At 47.1% G+C, this 18,075-nt stretch carries 13 protein-coding genes and 1 pseudogene; 8 read left to right on the top strand and 6 right to left on the bottom strand.

What is annotated here, in order from left to right:
* Positions 1 to 80: 80 nt before the first annotated feature.
* Together IEY24_RS01350 and IEY24_RS01345 are read right to left on the bottom strand one after the other, a co-directional pair.
* The gene (locus tag IEY24_RS01350; RefSeq protein ID WP_188927927.1) at positions 81 to 1,199 is read right to left on the bottom strand and encodes an AAA family ATPase; all 1,119 of its coding nucleotides are present in this window, start codon (positions 1,197 to 1,199) and stop codon (positions 81 to 83) included.
* Positions 1,200 to 1,209: 10 nt separating this feature from the next.
* Complete coding sequence (locus tag IEY24_RS01345; protein ID WP_188927925.1) at positions 1,210 to 1,896, bottom strand: RNA ligase family protein; 687 nt, start codon at positions 1,894 to 1,896, stop codon at positions 1,210 to 1,212.
* A 320-nt stretch (positions 1,897 to 2,216) separates the two neighbouring features.
* Between IEY24_RS01345 and IEY24_RS01340 the strand changes: the two genes are divergently transcribed.
* Positions 2,217 to 2,984, top strand: a complete 768-nt coding sequence (locus IEY24_RS01340) for a hypothetical protein (RefSeq protein ID WP_188927923.1) — start codon at positions 2,217 to 2,219, stop codon at positions 2,982 to 2,984.
* A gap of 728 nt (positions 2,985 to 3,712) precedes the next feature.
* On the opposite strand, the gene IEY24_RS01335 is transcribed toward IEY24_RS01340, so the two are convergent.
* On the bottom strand, positions 3,713 to 9,067 hold the full coding sequence (locus IEY24_RS01335; RefSeq protein WP_188927921.1) for a S8 family serine peptidase: 5,355 nt from the start codon (positions 9,065 to 9,067) through the stop codon (positions 3,713 to 3,715).
* A 289-nt stretch (positions 9,068 to 9,356) separates the two neighbouring features.
* Between IEY24_RS01335 and IEY24_RS01330 the strand changes: the two genes are divergently transcribed.
* Positions 9,357 to 10,058 carry a LytR/AlgR family response regulator transcription factor gene (locus IEY24_RS01330; RefSeq protein ID WP_229221117.1) on the top strand — a complete coding sequence of 234 codons (702 nt, stop codon included), beginning with the start codon at positions 9,357 to 9,359 and terminating at the stop codon, positions 10,056 to 10,058.
* A gap of 140 nt (positions 10,059 to 10,198) precedes the next feature.
* Here the strand turns inward: IEY24_RS01330 and IEY24_RS01325 are convergent.
* Together IEY24_RS01325 and IEY24_RS01320 are read right to left on the bottom strand one after the other, a co-directional pair.
* Positions 10,199 to 10,612: pseudogene (locus IEY24_RS01325) on the bottom strand (TlpA family protein disulfide reductase); the annotation flags it as partial.
* A gap of 99 nt (positions 10,613 to 10,711) precedes the next feature.
* Positions 10,712 to 11,011, bottom strand: coding sequence for a hypothetical protein (locus IEY24_RS01320; protein WP_188927919.1), 300 nt, complete (start codon positions 11,009 to 11,011; stop codon positions 10,712 to 10,714).
* A gap of 375 nt (positions 11,012 to 11,386) precedes the next feature.
* Here IEY24_RS01320 and IEY24_RS01315 point away from each other — a divergent pair, with 375 nt between their 5' ends.
* Positions 11,387 to 12,157, top strand: coding sequence for a hypothetical protein (locus IEY24_RS01315; RefSeq protein ID WP_188927916.1), 771 nt, complete (start codon positions 11,387 to 11,389; stop codon positions 12,155 to 12,157).
* A gap of 283 nt (positions 12,158 to 12,440) precedes the next feature.
* Here the strand turns inward: IEY24_RS01315 and IEY24_RS01310 are convergent, their stop codons facing one another.
* Complete coding sequence (locus IEY24_RS01310) at positions 12,441 to 12,782, bottom strand: hypothetical protein (protein WP_188927914.1); 342 nt, start codon at positions 12,780 to 12,782, stop codon at positions 12,441 to 12,443.
* A 979-nt stretch (positions 12,783 to 13,761) separates the two neighbouring features.
* On the opposite strand from IEY24_RS01310, the gene IEY24_RS01305 reads away from it, so the two are divergent.
* From IEY24_RS01305 to IEY24_RS01285, 5 genes are all read left to right on the top strand, one after another.
* Positions 13,762 to 14,562, top strand: coding sequence for an SDR family oxidoreductase (locus IEY24_RS01305; protein ID WP_188927912.1), 801 nt, complete (start codon positions 13,762 to 13,764; stop codon positions 14,560 to 14,562).
* Between the two features lie 60 nt (positions 14,563 to 14,622).
* Positions 14,623 to 15,540, top strand: a complete 918-nt coding sequence (locus IEY24_RS01300) for a helix-turn-helix domain-containing protein (protein WP_188927910.1) — start codon at positions 14,623 to 14,625, stop codon at positions 15,538 to 15,540.
* A gap of 892 nt (positions 15,541 to 16,432) precedes the next feature.
* Positions 16,433 to 16,648 carry a helix-turn-helix domain-containing protein gene (locus IEY24_RS01295; RefSeq protein ID WP_188927908.1) on the top strand — a complete coding sequence of 72 codons (216 nt, stop codon included), beginning with the start codon at positions 16,433 to 16,435 and terminating at the stop codon, positions 16,646 to 16,648.
* The gene (locus IEY24_RS01290; protein ID WP_188927905.1) at positions 16,645 to 16,974 is read left to right on the top strand and encodes a HipA N-terminal domain-containing protein; all 330 of its coding nucleotides are present in this window, start codon (positions 16,645 to 16,647) and stop codon (positions 16,972 to 16,974) included. Before IEY24_RS01295 ends, IEY24_RS01290 begins: the two co-directional genes overlap by 4 nt.
* Positions 16,971 to 17,957: a HipA domain-containing protein gene (locus IEY24_RS01285; RefSeq protein WP_188927903.1), complete on the top strand. Its 987-nt coding sequence runs from the start codon at positions 16,971 to 16,973 to the stop codon at positions 17,955 to 17,957. The genes IEY24_RS01290 and IEY24_RS01285 overlap by 4 nt, the downstream gene beginning before the upstream one ends.
* The last annotated feature ends 118 nt before the right edge of the window (positions 17,958 to 18,075 follow it).

The raw sequence follows: 18,075 nt of genomic DNA, 5'->3' as shown, positions 1-18,075 counted from the left end.
GAGAGCCCTTATCTGCACAAAGAGAAGGCTAACTTGCGATCGTCAATCGCATTCAAACACTAAACACGGTCGTTTAAAGCCTACCGGGTTGCTCTTGCCGCAACAACATATTTCACTGAATACGCTTCGTGCAGCTTAGGGACTTCCCATTTCGCCAGCATCCTCTCTAACACTTTGGCAGGCACCATTTCTTGTCTCGATCCATTTTGAAGCTTCCATTGCTTATAGGGCTGCTCGATATAAACGATCCTTACGCGGGCGCGGTAAGACGCGAACAATTCAATGAGCTGGCTCCGCATCTGCTTTGAAATATTGGTCGCATTCCAGACAAAATCAGTCTTCGCACGCAGATATACCCGCGCCTGTTCCTTAGCTTGCTGAGCTACCCAGCCGTTAGCAGAAGTATCCTCGGGTTTAATCTTATAGGCCTGACGGATTTCATCCAAACTGATTACCGGAAGCCCCGACAAATGCTGCTGAATATAGCTGTCTTTTCCCATCCCTGGCAAGCCACTCATCAACGTTACCTCACATGTCGTGTCATCGAAAGGAACGTAATCCACGGAAGGTGACTCTGCATGGAAATAGTGAAAGCGGGACAGATCCGTAGCAAAGGGAAATGGCTGGCCAGCGCATCTTTGTTCCCGGCAATACTCCTCAAAAAGGCTTATGCGGTCAAGGAGCTCCTGCTGGTCGTTGCATATCCGGCCTAATACATCTGCTTTGGCCAGGATTGCCACCAGGTTCGTGTTTACTTCCAGCGATGCCTGCAAAAGCGCTTTTTGTGGATCAGGCTTGTGAAATACCCATAGCGGCAAACCATGGTGTCTGACGAGCCCGACAATTTGTTCCCGGGTTTCAAACGGAACGTCAAATTCTTTGAATAAAACTTGCCGTGCAGTCAGTGCCCCCTTCTTGGCATGACCGGGCGAAACGATGCTTCCGTTGGTTTCCTGATAGGTCGTGCTGCGCTTCTCTACATCATGCAGCAAAGCAGCAATCCACAATATTGCTTTTTTCTCTTCCGGCAAGTCTTTAAATTCTTCCAGGCCCACCAATGCGTCGAGTACCATTTGCGTGTGGATTGCCACATCTCCCTCTGCATGATGGACCGGGTCCTGTGGCACGCCATGCATATCTTCGATCCAATCGTAACGTCCCGCCAGCTCTTCCCAGTTTTTATATAATAGTTCTTTCATGTCCTTGATGCTAATATTGATTAATAGGTCTGGCAGGTCGCCAATTGCGCGTCCAATGCTCAGAGGTCTGCACATGGTCCTTGCGGACGTATTTCAATACATGTGTTGATAGCTGCCCCACGGGAAAGGCGTAGAAATCGCGCACGACTACGCCCTCCCGGTTGCAATGCAGCCCGGTATTCGCATCGATCGATCCAAACACGCTTTCCGAGCCGGCAAATTCCAGCACCGTCTTTTTGAATGTTTGCTCATCTGCGGGTACGGATAAATCGCCCAGAACCGGTACTACTGATAAGCCGAGCGCATCTGCGTAAAAGCACACCTCATCCCAATCCAGCCATTGATCCAGGTACCGGGCTGCAAAGACGAAGAAATAGTCTTCCAGCCGCGTATATTCAATGGAGTGCACAGCATACACATTCTCTCCAAATATTTCTAGCTCACCCAGATCGCCTTTGATATGCGCCCATCTTTCCCGCAGCCGCGCTGTCCAGGGAGAAGTCGTAGGTACGGCATGCGAGCGTGCAAAAACGCCATAGCGGCTGAGGCAGTTGTTTTCCCCATCGAGCTTTTCGGTAAAGACGACCTGATTCATCCGGCTCAAATGTTGCCAGTAATCTATTTGAACTTTGTCGTCACTGGTTATGCCCGGCGACCAGGGTAAATGATATGTCCTTTCGTATTTTCTTGATTCCATAGCATAACGCGTTTGGTCCAAAGCAATTTGCCTTGGAAAAGCGGACAACAGTCAGATGGGTATAGCAATACCATCCTACAAGTCGTCTGCATTCTTGGTTGAATTAAACAATTGCAAGCAAGCTGCCGGTTGACAGCTGGGATTGGCGATATGTTAGAAGGTCACAGGCACTTAACGCGGTGCATTTATGGAGTTTCCGAAGAATTTTGGGTGCAAAGATAATTTTATTTGAAATAAAAGCGAAACTCAAAACACACTGGATATTTTCGCATCAGTCGGCGCAATGATATTTACTGATTTAGAGTTTAGAAATGAGTAAAATGATCCGACTCGTCATGTTCGTTCATGCCAATAGACTTTTTCTTGCGACTATCTATCAAACAGTGCTACTGACAGTGGCGGCTGGCAATCTGGTCTTCTCACAGCAAAAAGTCAAGGTCGACTTATTTTATCTCGAACCACAGCTCGCTAAGGCCGCTTACCTAGACGAGCCTGACTCCGTAACACTTTATGTCAAGGAACCCTTTCAACCGGTACGGGAGTATGCAGACGCTGACCTTGGTTATTCAATGATTTTCGAGATAACGGTAGACGAATACTGTCCTGTCGAAGTGTGTAAGAACAACCGATGCTTTTATATTTTCATTGATTCCGATCATGTTCAAATATCAATTGATCCACAGAACTTTCGGCAAAGCAAAGCCGTGAATTCACCGTTGAGTCTACGCTACAAGTCGATATTATCCGAAATGCAGGAGCTCTATCACCAACGCTCGGATTCACTTGCCTCGCTTATGGGTAATCGCAGCAATTCAGGCGCAATTTCATCGATGTTTGCACATTATAATAACCTTAGTAGACAATTCATCAGAAACCAGGTTACACAAAACAGCGATAATGCCGTGGGATGGAACTTGCTCCTACGTAATCCTGAAGAATTTACAGAGCACGAAATTTTCCAAATGAGCGACCGGTTCAATGCAGTTCTGAGGTTTCCATCGACTGCACTAATTCAAGACCGGTTAAAGAAATATCGCAATCAGCCGAAACTGGCAAAGACTATCTGCGAACTCTTTCAATCTTTCTGACGGGTCAGCCAAAGGCGTTTGCATTTCTTTGGGGTAGTTACTCGCTACCGAGGTTCCTATTCCGACACTTTTATTTCTTTAAAATTTTTTCTTACAACCCCTCCGTAATTGCGAGAGAGGTTTGCAAGAAAAAATTTGGTTAACTCCTATGAACGATGATTGATAAGTTTCGAGCTAGAAATCTGACCACCAATTTCATCGATGCATAACTGCTCGCAAGCGAAAAAGCTGTTTTTGAGGCGAAAACGTCTTGATTGAGCAAAAAGCAGCCCGGAAAGCGCCTAAAGGAGCATTTTTGTCCCAAACGATCTCGAAGACGCATTTCTGACTAAATTTTCTTTTTCCCGCTCAATTTGACTCAATATTGACGCTTCGGGCGCCAACGCCTGCTTTCAGATCTGGAATTTCTCTCAGAGCAGACATTCAAAAATTAGATGCTACCACCTGTCTTTCCGTGGTAGGCCAGATGTACCGTTTTTATACAAACGGGGAATCTGGCTCTGCTAGGCAGCCTCATTCGGAACTCATTCGGCTTTGGTTAGAAGACGTAAATTTTGGATTTTAGAGACTTAAACCATCGCAAAAGCCTTCAAACAGGGATGCGGAAATATCTATTATTAGAAACAGTTGAACATCCAAAAATCGATCATCTTTTCGCGGCGACCTGCCGGAATGAGCGTAAATACGAAGCCCGCTGTTTTCGTGAGGTAAGTGGACGACATTCGGATTTACTCCTTTACAACCTTAAATCGCCTTTCTCCCTCTTTTGATATCACTTTAATCACATATAGCCCGTTGGCCAGGTCCGGTGAACCGAGATCCACTTCCAGAGCAGGCATAGCTTTCTGAAATTCCAGTCTCTTGCATAGCTTGGCATTCAGGTCAATCACTTCAATTAGAACCGGCCCCGGTATTTCCGTTTTCCGTTCAAGCCTGAAAATTCCTTTTGATGGATTTGGGAAAATGTGCCATTCCTGATTGTGATCGAAAGCGACTGATTTGATGGACGAATAGGCAAAACTACTGTCGGAGCGGTCCGTCGCGCGATCAACCATTTTCAGCCGGTAATAGCGTGTTCCCCAGGAACTCAATGGGCCATCGGTAAAAGTGTAAAGGCGCGTTCCATTTCCGCCCTGTCCAGCGATCGTCCCCAGATCCTGGAAAACTCCCTTTCTGACATTTTCCGCACCGGTCGCGACCTGCACGACGAAATGGCTAAAATCCGTTTCCAAAGCGGTGGACCATTTCAGGCCGACGACTGCGCTTTCCCCGGAAATGCTTTTCTCCGCGACAAAATTGATTAGTGTCACAGGTAAGGGCTTGCCCGTCCCTATGTAATTTCTCGCCACCCAGAATTCCGAGAAGCTTTTTGTTTCAAATTCCAGGTAGTAGCCGTTTAAATACGGGACTTTTGTGACTTTATCGGGCGCGAAATAGTCCCATCCTTCTCTTGCATTGTTCTCCAGCGAGCCGTCCTGGTTCGCACCGGAGTACTTCGTTACGGCAAGGTCATAAGCCGACTTGGGTTTCGTTACATTCGGTTGGTCTGCCGCGGCGATCAGTCGTTGGATATCCGTTTCAGGAACATACAGCCGCACCATGACCGGCTTTTCAAAGGTTTTAGCAGAATTAAATACAAAATTCCGGTCCATTGCCAACTCATTTTCACTCACCCGTAAAGGCCCGTCGTTGACGAAGGTCTGGAGGGTTAGCCCCGCAATGTCCTGTCCATGCGTATTGACAGATGCCACAATGAAGTTTCCCAATCTGAAATGCGACCAGGCGTCATAAACAGTCGGAACCGGTGCGATTGCGTTCGGCGGCGTTGCCCCATAGTAAATCTCAGAACTCAACATATCGGCGATATTGATGTCGTCGATTACCGCCCCCTCGGTCGTTCCCGCCCCATTGCTTTTGAAAACAAACCGGAGTCTCAAGGAGCTGGTACGCGGTAGCTCCGCTGAAAATACCCGCCATCCGTCGGTCACCTTGCCCTGCCAGAAGCCCTGGCCACCGTTCTCGGCATTATACCAATTTACGCCACGGTCTTTCATACCGAGTCGGAACCATCCATAACCGGTGTTACATTCGATGTACAGCATGTCGCATGGTTCGCCGTTACATCGTTCGATGTCCATCTGTGCGATGAAACTCAGCATCGGCGCTTGCAAATATTGCGTATCTAGGCAGGGAGAATAAAGATAGGATTCCTCGTTATTGTGGTAGAGCCCTGTCAGATTGGTTTTCCATGCATTACGACCGCTGACGACATCCGAAAAACCTGCGCTTGCAGGCGCGCCATACGCCCATGAGGAGTTGGTTCCGCCGGTATACCATCCGCCATTTCCCGATTCGAAGCTTTCACGGTACGGGCTGGCGTTAACTGTTCCAGTCGTGAAGAACTCAGCTGTGAGCGTATCATTGGCCGGGTTGATATCCATCGCTTTTTCGGACCAAACCTTCATCACATGCTTTCCCGCCTGATATACTTTTTCCGGGTATATAAATCCCATCTCGCTCTCGCCGTCCTTCGCGATGAAAGCTATCGCGCGATCATATACCTCTCCGTCGAATGACAGCTTAAAAGGCAAGTCATAACAATCGTGTGTACCATTATTTTTAAATACCACCTTCATCTCGGGGCCGATGGGCAAATCACAAAGTGAGACAGAGGGGGCAACCAGCGTGGTTGCTGTAATATCGCTTTTCGCTTTTAAGAGCTGTATGTCACCGAACACGACGCCATCAGATGGGAACATGCCGAATGCCTGACTGCTCCACCTCACCTGGAAATCCGTCGTAAATTCCTGTCCGTTTTTTCGAAGCAATGGAGTGATTTCCACCTGCGCTATTTTGTAACCGTCATCAGCGTTCCCGTAATCCCAGTATTCCTGAATATCAGCAGTAATCCAGGGATCGCTGCTGCTACCACGAATTTGCGGAGCGGCATTACGATGGAAATATCCCCATGGGTACCTGAACCGCAGCAATACTTCGTCGTCTTGCACCCGGTAACCCGAGAGATTGAACGTCCCATCCAGGTAACTTCGGGACAACGTAACCGGAAACGGGATGGCATCCAGGACAAATCCCCCCTGGGAAGCGTAACCTGCATCCCCACCGGTCCTTAAACGGCTGCTGCCGGCGACAATGGTAAAGTCAAATGCATCCGCGCCGGGAATCCCCGCGGTGGAAACTCGTATATCCTGAGAAGGAACGGATTTCAAATCCTGCAAATAAGGCAACACCAGCTTTGGATTCGGGATCTGGCGCAGCTTCACCACGAGCGAGTCATTGATTCGCACGGGATCCCCCGCATGGCGTACGCGTACCTGTAATGTCGCTTGACTGACCGACGCCAGATTCTCGCGCCGCTGAAAAGTGTAATCGGTAGTCGCCGTCGGCGGCAACGTGATATTGACCTGCTCCCAATGCATGGCCCCGCCCAGCGAATAACCGACCTCGAATGGTTTAGTTTGTGGTTGATCGTCGAGGTTTTTGATGCGAACGGTTATGGCCTGTTCGGTAGTGTAAATTGATTTGGTAAAAGCTCTTACCGCTGGCAAAGGCGCTACGACAGCCTCGATACCGAGATCGTTATCCGAAATGGTGCCCTGGCAAGTGCCGTTATCGGGCTTTCGGATCAATGCCACCGACCGACGGCCCGGCGCCTGATCTTTCCGCGCCCTGACCGATACATAATAGGTCGAGTCTTTTGACAGAGACGACAATGTGAATTTCAACGCTGCTGTGACACCAGCCGACTTCATTTCATCGCCGGTCGAGATCATCACCTCGTAATCGGAAGCCCCGCTAACCGCATTCCATTGTAATGCTATATACCCCTCGCATTGAACGGCTTGCAAGGTAACTGCAGGAATACCGAGCACGGCAAAGGAGCCGCCGGTATTCGTAAAAGCCGTCCCGTTCCGCATGATCCGCACCTTCGCGGTTCCCGTGGCGGCGTCGGGTACGGTCCAGGCCAATTGCCGCTGATCTGCCGCAACGTTGGCATTGAGCGTGGTCCAGGCCGTCCCGTTATTGAGGGAATAGGCCACGTTGAAGGTGCTGAGCGTGTCGCCGTAAGAATCCCAGCAGATATTAACGGCATCCCCTTTCGTGAGATGCTCTCCCGCCAGGGGGTAAGTGACAGTTAGCGAAGACTCAATTACATCGTACACCAAGAAATACTCCTGCACACCCTGCGGAATGCGCGTCGCTTCGACCTTGATCGAATAGGTGCCCGCCGCCGGTTCTTCCAGCACGACCTGCTCGATATTGTTGACCGAATCGACGCCGGGAACTGCCGCAGCAAGGGGCGCCGCCGCCGAAGGGAATTTGGGTAAAACTTTGGTATTTCCGGGGCGGGTTACCGACAGATCAAGGTTGTTCACCAATGTTTTACCTCCTGCGAGCATAGATGTGGCTGGGTCATTCCAGTAAAGCATTACCTTCAATTTGGCCGTGTTCTCTGGCACGACGATCTCATGCGTATTGATGCCAGAATGGGTTAGCTGTCCATTATAGTAATGGCCTTTATCAAGCATTTTTACCGATCGGAGCAGGTTCATAATGCCAAAACCATGGCTGAAATCGGGTCCTGGCAAACCCATGTCGGTAGCGCCGTTACATATCAGTGCCTTGACCAATGCATTTTTGGGATTATTCAGCTGATGCAATTGACGGTACCGCTCGTATAATAGCGCTACGCCGCCCGTCACCGCCGGCGTGGCCATGCTCGTTCCCGAAGCCGACTGATAGGCATTGTTCTGAATGGTTGAGACAATGCTGCCGCCGGGAGCGATCACCTCCGGCTTGATCCGTCCGTCGGTAGTCGGCCCTTTGGACGAAGTCGGACTAATGATCCCGACTGGCAGGGTGCTGCCCACGGTCAGGATATTTTTCGCCGACTGAAAATCGCCAAGAACGGTACCGAAACCAGCCGGATAACCTAGGCCCTGACAGTTCGTCTCTGTTCCACTGTTACCGGCCGCAAAAACATGCTGCAAGTAAGGGAATTCAGACGCTTGCTGATCGAGTGCTGCGGCTCCATCCGAATAAATACCCATACCAGAACACCTGCTTAAACCGCCATATGTATTGCTGGTGACTACCATTCCATGGTCCCTGATCAGCGACCCGGCATTGGTCCAAATATTCGCCGTCGTCTCGAATACGACCTTCGATTTTGGCGCATAACCCCGGTATTTCTCGTTAAGCAAGCCAGATCCAACTGCCGTTCCGCCCACATGTATGCCATGCCATGTGTTGTCGCCTAGAGACTGGTAGCTGATCACCCGCTTACCAATATCCGGGTGTAGCAACGGGTTGGCATTATCACCCAAGCCTATCACCACACCCTCGCCAGTCAGTTTGTAACCCAAAAGCGCCACGGAACCCAGCACATTGGCCTTGGTACCCGTCGTGCTCTTGTCGTTCAGCATTTCGGAGGGGCGCGCCACGGGGGCGATGTATTGTACCCACGGAAGTTCGGCAAGGCGACGGATACTGCCCTCTGGAATTCTGACGTCCATAACCTGATATGATTTCAGGCCGTCGTTGGTCACCTCGAAGCCATTTTGGATAAGGTCACGCGTCACTTCATCTAGGGAAAATGATCGGGCAAAGCTCAGTTTCACATCTGTTTTACCTGCGACTTTGCGGGCATGGTCTGGTATAATCCCAGACAACAATGAAGGTTCTACGATATCCTCCGACCTTGGTCTGAACACGGCCCGTACGCCCAGCTTTTTCAGGGCTTTTCCATCAACGGGCCTGGTCAGCGTTGCGGTATACGCATGATCGGGAACATATTCCAGCAATTCAATGCCATAATCCTTCAATCGCGACTGCGTTTCCTGATCGGGTATTTTGTTAAACTGAATAATCACCAGCGATTTTCGCTCAGGCGTCGACCGCTGATGGCCGTAGCTGGTAACTATTTCGTCTGCGGTGCTTTCAGGCAGTGTTACCACTCCGTTTTTCAGAAATAATTGATGCCCTGACGAGCGTTGAGCAATGCTTTTGAGTGAAGAGAATAATAGCAGGAGTAATAGACAAGCCGTCTGCTTTCTTGAAATCATACAATTGTAACCGATAGTAAGGGATATGCGAAAATAGCTAATAAAAGCTGATTCCCAACGCGCAACCAGATCTGCCGTTTTTATTCATTGAGGTTTCTTAGCTATCGAACTGAGCGCATGTGGTGTCCTTTGGTTTTAAAGGTTTCTAGCCACAGCTCTTCGTAAAGTGCCAGGGAAGCCGGAAGCTTCCCTCCTATATATTAGTGGACAAGTCGGGGAAAATTGTGACGATCCATGCAAATCGACCGTCCGACCGGGAGGCTTTGTACAAGCAAATCGAGCAGTTATTGTGAAAAAAGATCTGGCGCATATTCGCTGCATTTTCGTGGACGATGAGCCCATAGGCCTAAGCGTTTTACTAGCCCACGCGAGCAGAGTACCTATTCTGAATGTTCTGGGCTCGTTTTTCAGCGGAGCGGAGGCATTGGCTTTTATTAAAAATAATCCGGTGGATCTGATATTTCTGGACATCCAGATGCCCGATTTGTCGGGCTTGGAACTGGCCCGGATACTTTCTCCGTCGGTACATATTGTCTTTACCACTGCTCATCCGCGATATGCCGTAGAGGAGTTTGACCTTGCTGCAACGGATTATTTGCTGAAACCGATAGGCCTTGGCCGCTTCTTGCAGACCACCGACCGGATTACTGCACAATTTTCGAAGGTTGTAAACGGGTTAAAGCCATGTGATTATATTTTCGTCAAAACCGGTTACGACTGGGCGCGCATTGATCTCGACTTGCTGCTTTATATTGAAGCCGACAGGAATTACCTCACTTTCCATACATCCGGCCGGAAGGTGCTGACCCGAATGAAACTTGCAGAGATTTTTGAAAAACTACCTCGTGAAGCGTTCATGCAGATTCATAAATCTTTTGTCATATCTATATCCAAAATCGATAAGATTGAAAGACATCAGATCACCCTGGCCGATCGTGTCCTGCCGTTGTCCGCTACCTTCCGAGATGACTTGCTGACCAGGCTAGGATGATCAGAGAACATGATCTATGGGTTCTATGGCACAAAACGGGGTGTGTCTAGGTAGAATAGCTAAGTTTCGAGAATGAAACGTATTTCGACAGGCTGTTTGACTTGAATAAAGATTACCTCTATTCTCAAATTCTGAATATCTTAATCCAATAATTCTTTTAGTTTGGCCTCTAACTTTACATCGTCACCTCCATGAAAACGAGCAACAATCTTTCCCGAACGGTCAATCAATATTTTAGTGGGAAATGAATTGACGGCGAAACGTTCCGCAATCGTCTTTTTTTGCTTAGTATCATTTATCTCCTTTTGATCTAAATCTAGAATATGTTTCCAAATACCGATGCCATCTTTTTCAATAGCCTTTGTCCAGGGGCTAAATCGATCCTGGCAGGCAATTCCAATAAACTCGAGATGATCCCCACTGAATTTCTCGTAAAGTTCTATCAAATGTGGGTTCCCCTCGCGGCATGGGCCACACCAACTTCCCCAAAAATCCAATAAAACATACCGTCCTCTATAATGTGATAATGTGATAGCCGAACCGTTAACATCAGTTCTCGAAAAGTCCCTTCTCTCTCACGACCCCTCCGATTGGTGAGAGGGGATCGCGAGAGAAAAGGTGAAAATAACCGGCTGGTAATATTCGGGTAGCTCCTAATAGCCAAAGTTATCTTCCAGCATCTTCTTATCTACAAACTCCTCCCAACTGTCGTATAACTCTGTACTTGGCCATAAATGGTCTCCGGAATTCCCCCAGGTTAAATGCACAACTGCCAACTTCCCGGTGCTTAAACTGACCAGAATATCATCGTTTGCCTCGCTGCGGCCGATAGGCATAAGCTGCAAACCAAAAAGAGGGTGAGTCGACGTAATTTCTTTGACCAATTGGCCTTTGAAAAACATAGCCTGATCGTCAGAAATCTTTTCCCAAGGTTCTAACCATTCTCTATCCATAGCGACCTCATTTTATTTTTATCCATATCAATTACGTACACCATATCAACGCAAGCGAGGTGCTTTGCTGCTCAAGTGGGAACGCTTGACTGTACCGATAAATTTCACTTTTCCGTTGTACGTTAACAGCCTAACGGTTAACCCCAGATTATTGATTGCCTCATACCCGCAATTGGCCAGATGTCAGATTGTATCATAATCTCATCTAGCCGCTCAAACGCTACGAAGTCGCTGGCGGGAGAGTTTGTGAAAATTCCAATCTCGTGAAAATGATCGCTTGGGCAGTTGAACGAAATGCTTGGGCTAATTGCACACTCTAACTTGAAACAAACAGACACCTGATTACGTCAAACACAAACGAATTTACGTATATTAATGGCGGCCAATAATCCAAAGAAGAACCGTGGCAGTGCAGTACACATCGAAGTTAGAATGATAGATCTTAAACAAAAGCACTACCTAGGCGGGTATTTTCTGACAAGGCTTATTCCGATGAATTTTGGAACATATAGCGACGCAATGATTCACACTTGTAGTAAGTGTATTAATGATCATCTGGTCAATATTTGGTCTTACAGCTGGACAACTGATAATGATGAACAAGCAGAAGAGGCAAAAGAAAATTTCCAGCTTTCAAACAGAGAGATCGACTTAGTCAGGGCTTGGGTTGACAAGAATCACAATGAACATAAATTAGGTTGGATCAATGTATTCACCGACATTGACACGGCTTTGGAATACAAAAATACGTTCTTTCCTCATTTAAGTGATATTAAAGTATTCGCTCTGTATTTTAACGAACGCGAGCGTGCTGACCTCCTTGACGAATTTAAACCTCAGTCGGACGGAATGGGGGAAATCGGACTTCGGCTTACACTTCTGAAAGGCATTGAAGAAACAAACAATGATCAGTTTTTAGGCTTTGATTATATAGGTATCGAGTTCAGCGGAGACTTTCACACTTTTCATTGTCATGATCTCGGAGGAGAATTTTCAAACAAATTCGACTTGAACTTGAACGAATATGGACTCTTTGACAGTGACATGAATTCCGGTCAAGTTCTTGCCTATCTAAATGACGAAAGCAATGGCTGTGAGCCAGTCCCTTGGTTTGTTGCGAAAACGAAACTGGTCGTAAGTATGTAATAGCCGACCGGGCAGTAGACGGAAGTTTTCGCAAGTACAAAAAGTGTTGCTGTACTTTCCCCGGAAGTCCTGCTCCTGAAAACATTAATGTGACGATTTCGAATGACGCGTCATTGCCATACCATCAATGTAAAGCTACGTTTGCCTCTTACCCGCAATCGGCCAGATGTACAATTGTCGGACAATTGAATCTGGCCGCCCATTCGCTCCGAAGTCGCGGGCAGGAGAATTTTTATAAATATTCCAAGTCCACCTCAAACGGAGGCCCTGGTCTCCGAGAACCCTAAAAATAGAAATATACACCAGTAGATCTGGTAAGTGCTTCTTTGAACATGGCTTCAATTCGAGCTAAAACGTCAGACAAGCTAGCAGGATAATTGCCAGGTTCAAAAACATGGCTCTCGAGTATCGCTTGCAGCTGCGATTGTTCTACTATCATTTCATCCTCGAATTCATCAATAATCTTGTTTGAAAGAGCATTGATCTTATCAAAAAGGCCACATTTAGCCAATTCATGGAATGTCTCATCCTCCAATTTCATCTCTATTAAATCTCCGGGCTCGGCAACATCATAATCAAGGCGGCGCACAGCGGAATGAGTTAAAGGAACAGTGATTACCTTCATAGGACGATAATTTGACTTATACATGCACAAGTTAGTAAACTCACTTCTTCCTTGAGTCCTCCTGATAAACCTAATTTCCTCGAAATTAGAAATCTCGCGAGGTCAATGGGCGATACATACTTGATACCCGTTAATATTTCAGGAAAGCCTTCACGATATTCTCTATCTTTGAGGCAATTGCAAGCCGACCACCACAAATTGGTGAGTGACAAGGTGAGTAAAAGATTTGACAGGCCTTAAAGAGTTGATAAACAATTTGTTGCTTCGAATTGTATGATCCCAGCGGGATAATCCAGAGCGACTTAAAGGTCGCTTTTTTCATTCAAAAAAGTAGTTATTGTGGGTTTTTAAAAGATAAGCCCATCATTACGGTCTAATCCACGTCAAAGCATCTGGTAACCTTTTCGGTAACTCGCTTTGTTTACAACTGCTTGGTAGGCTTCTAGCTCATCAACCAATAGACACTTCTGTGCAATAGGATTGTGGAGATTGCGCCATCAACGGTTTAATTTGACGACTTCCTTTGGAGAGTGTCCAAACCGCTTTCTTACCTTCGAAAGATCTTCCTCAGAAAGGCCGATAATTCGAAATATGTCTGGTACTTTCGTTTGCGATGCAAATGTCATGGTAGTAGAAGTCTGTTGACGAAGTGAGGTGATGGATATTTTGGTATCATTTTGTGACATCACAAATATCTTTTTCCATAAGAGACTCAAGTATCTATCGCGAAAAATTATCGAAAGGGATACTTGATGGTATCATACACACTTGTCAGTTCCTTCGCGTTCATCACGTTTTGGATTTAATTTTTGATCATCCAAAACGCCTCTCAAACCATCCACAGGAGAATTTTCCCAAGACTAGCTGAACTATGGCCGTGTTTCGCAAGACCATTTCGGCTACAACATTTTCCACATCTGCTACAAGCGCCGGCCGCGCGTCGCGGAAATTTGCCTTACTAAAATAACAAGTGAGACAGATGACAAAGACGATTTTTATTACCGGTGCTTCAACAGGTATAGGAAGGGCTACGGCCAAATTATTTGCAGCCAAAGGCTGGAAGGTGATCGCAACCATGCGCAAGCCCGAAAATGAAACGGAACTCAATGCGCTGGATAACGTAACCTTGCTGCCGCTCGATGTAACCAACCTGGCGCAAATCCGCGAAACCTCACAGCAGACACTGGCTTTGGGCAATATTGATGTGGTGTTTAACAATGCGGGTTATGGATTGTTCGGCGCATTGGAAGCGATGACCGACGAGCAGTTGGTGCAACAAATGGACACCAACTTCTTCGGTGTCGTGCGGGTGACGCAGGCCTTTATTCCCCATTTCCGTGAGCGGAAAGCGGGACTTTTTATCACAACCGGCTCATCGGCAGGGCTGATGGGTTTCCCGGTAAGCTCGATGTATGATGCCAGTAAATTTGCGCTGGAAGGCTGGGCTGAAAGCTTGTCTTATGAGCTGAATGAGTTTGGAATTGGGATTAAAACCATCGAACCCGGATTGGTGGCGACCGAAATCGGCACGAAGTCGGTGTTTGCCACGCACGCGGCTTATGAGGCATTGACGAACAAATTCAAAGCGATGCTGGCACCTGACAAAGCCGCGACGACGTCCGAACAAATCGCCGAAGTGGTGTACGGTGCGGCTACCGATGGTACCGACACATTAAGATACGTCTGTGGCGACGATGCCAAGGAATGGTATGCGCAGCGCCTGGCTAAGGGCGACGAGGCTTTTCGCCAAACAATCAAACAATTGTTAGCCGCTGTTTAAAATCAAATGGTCTGCCGGCGTGGGTTGGAACGATTTGCGCCGGCAGCCAATTATGTGATTATGAAAAGGGAACATCTTAAACCGCGCGTGTACCGCTCTATTGCAGAAATGCAGCGGGCATTTGGCCTGCCGCAACCTTTGCACCCGCTGATCAGCTTGCTCGATTTCAATAAGGTGCAGATCACGGCCGAAATGCTGGCTGATACTTTTGCCATGGATTTTTATAACATCACCTACAATGAATCGGCGGGCTGCCGGATGCGATACGGGCAAACCACCTACGATTTTCAGGTAGGCGGGATGTTTTTCTCCTCGCCGGGCCAGCCGCTGACGGGCATTCAAGTGGCCGAATCGACCCTTGGATTTACCTTGCTGGTCCACCCTGATTTCCTCAGAAACTATCCACTGGACGCCAAAATCAAGCAGTATGGCTTTTTCTCCTATTCGGTGACCGAGTCGCTGCATTTGTCCGACAAAGAAAAGTCGATCATCGAAGGCATTGCCATGCACATCGGCGACGAGCTCGAAACGGCGATCGACGACCTGAGTCAGGATGTGCTGATTTCACAGTTGGAGTTGATGCTGAATTACAGTCAGCGCTTTTACAAACGCCAGTTTATCACCCGCAAGTCGATCAACAATGCATTGCTGGAAAAGCTAGACCAGTTGCTGAACAATTATTTCAACGACGAAACTGCCTTGCTGAAAGGCCTGCCAAGCGTCCAGTATCTTTCTGACCAGCTGCACGTTTCGCCCCGCTACCTGGGCGACATGCTCCGCGCACTGACCGGCCAGAATACGCAGCAGCACATCCACAACAAGCTTATCGAGAAAGCAAAAGAAGTGCTTACATTCAGTGACCTGACAGTAGGAGAAATAGCCTACCAGCTCGGTTTCGAACACCCGCAGTCTTTTAGTAAATTATTTAAATCAAAGACAAACTTTTCCCCCCTGGAATTCAGGGCGAGCTTCAACTGAGGCACAAAGAGCTGGTTAATTGATCTTGGTAAGTTCATGATTGTTCCAATTAATCTCGTAGACGATCCGAAGTAATCACTACTTCCGATTGCACGCTGTGATGGGCCGTCATTTAAAAGATCATCAGGCAGTGGTATGTTCTCATTATAAAAAAAGGCATCTTTCTTCTAAATCCGCCAAAATAATCCACGCAGGTGTATGGTCTGGATTTTTCGCAACCCCGGACGTGCTTGTCTACGCCTGCCGCGACAAGACGCGGAGCAATTTGGGGGACTCAAAAGTAAATGATCTAATCCTAGACCGGCATTTCGGCGGTAAGCATTTCTAAGATAGTCCCAGAAAGTGTCAATCGTTTCGTCGGGATAAAGATGTCCGATCGAATCGATCCATCCCTGGTCAACCAGATCTTTGTAGGCTTTGCGAGGCTATGGGAAAAACAATGCGTTATCTATCCATCGTTCAGGTCTGTAAACATCCTTCCCTGTCGGGACCGCGATATACGGCGAGCTATCCCGATAGCCACTACTGGAATGAAAGCCACGGAACGCTCTGGAAAGGCACCTACAGGGGAATTGTTGCTGAAGGTTTATTTACCTACCAAATGCGGGTTGTAATGCCTGGCGGAATGAAGCATAGTTATCGTGGTTCATTAATTTCTTTACATTAGAGTGGTATTTGGTACACCAGGATCTACAACCGCAAGCCATTGATAGTGATGAAAAATCCTGTTTCGCCGGATCTCCACTTGACCTTTTAAAAAAGTATATTTTAGTGTACTTTTTCGACTAATGCTCTACCTCAGATCAGCTCACTTCACAAAAGTACATCATAATGTACTTTTTATAGAGAACTCGCAAAAAAACAATACCTTTACACAAAAAAGAACACTATAATGCACTTTTTATCTATCATAGAGGCGATCAAAGCAAGGCGGGAATCACTGCAGGTTACGCAAAAAGCACTTTCCGACTTATCTGGTGTAGCGCTGGGCGCTTTAAAAAAATTTGAGTCTGGCAGAGGCAACCCTACTTTATCAACACTGAAAAAGCTGTGTGACGCCCTAGGCCTTGAAATCACGCTAAGCGTAAAAAAAACAATTAATCCATGAGAGCTGCAAAAGTTCTTTTCAGGGGAGAAGAGGCTGGTATTCTATCACAAGATGACAACGGTACGTTTGAGTTCCAGTACCACAAAGAATGGGTAGAAGAAAGTTCGAAACCTGCTATCAGTCTGACTTTACCAAAAACGATTGAAGCCTATCAGTCTGAATACTTATTCCCTTTTTTCTATAACATGTTACCGGAAGGCTCCAATAAACAATTGGTATGTCTCCTAAACCGAATAGATCAAAACGACTACTTTGGCTTGCTGCTCACGACTGCAAAAAGCGACACGATTGGAGCTGTGACAATTATTAAAATCGAAAAGCAATGAGCTTACCGGATATTAAATTTTGCCCAGGCACATTGGCGCCGGGCTATGACACTTATAGCAAAAATTGCCTAAAGCGGGTCTTCGATGGTAAGCGTGTAAGCCATATCCTGAGTTATCGTTCGCCGACGACCAATCAAGATACCGATGAACTTTTTGAAGAAAACCGCAAGCGGATCTCAATATCGGGTGTTCAGGAAAAGTTTTCTGTAACCCTTGATAAGAATAAGCTACGATTGATCGAAGAAGGTGAGCAAGGAACTTATATTTTAAAGCCGATACCGTCCGCCGGTCGCCGGCCAGATCAGATGCCGGCCAACGAACATCTGACTATGCAGATCGCCAGGCAGGTTTATGGTATCGAAACAGCGGAGAACGCATTGATCTTTTTTGCGGACGGAGCCCAGGCCTACATTACGAAACGATTTGACAGGCTTGCTGATGGCAGGAAACGTGCGCAAGATGATTTTGCATCACTGGCGGGACGCACGCCCCAAACCCATGGAGAACACTATAAATATTTAGGAAATTATCTAGATATTTTTGAGCTGATGCAAAAGTTTGTTCCCGCCTACACAGTCGAATCACCAAAATTGCTCCGCACAGTAATGTTCAACTATTTATTCTCTAACGGTGATGCGCATTTCAAAAACTTCTCATTGCTTGAAACAGATCAGGGAGATTATCGTTTGAGTCCAGCTTATGATTTGCTCAATAGCCGTATACATATCGGCGATAAAGATTTTGCACTGGACGACGGCCTTTTACCCAAAAAACTAGCCCAGGGTACGGTGATACAGCAATTTGTCTTACTAGCTCGGATAGCAGGAATTAATTCGAAAGTATTGGACGGAATAGTTTCACGTATGCTCAGCGGATCCGAACAAGTGGAGCAGTTAATTTTTGCATCATTCCTTGACCAGACAACAAAACGAAATTACCTGCAGGCTTATCAGGGCCGGCTCAAACAGCTTCAGAATACCTAGTTAGTTCTCTAAAAAAGCTTGATCAAATGCATCGATAGTATGCTGGTGACGAGATTTTTTGTTGGCATGTCAACACTTCGTTGCTTATAGTCGGAACTGTTCGGAAATTCCGAACAGT

The organism is Dyadobacter endophyticus (assembly GCF_014641595.1).
GTDB lineage: Bacteria > Bacteroidota > Bacteroidia > Cytophagales > Spirosomataceae > Dyadobacter > Dyadobacter endophyticus.
The sequence above is the reverse complement of the archived record's forward strand: the minus strand, read 5'-3'. Positions and strand labels throughout refer to the sequence as shown.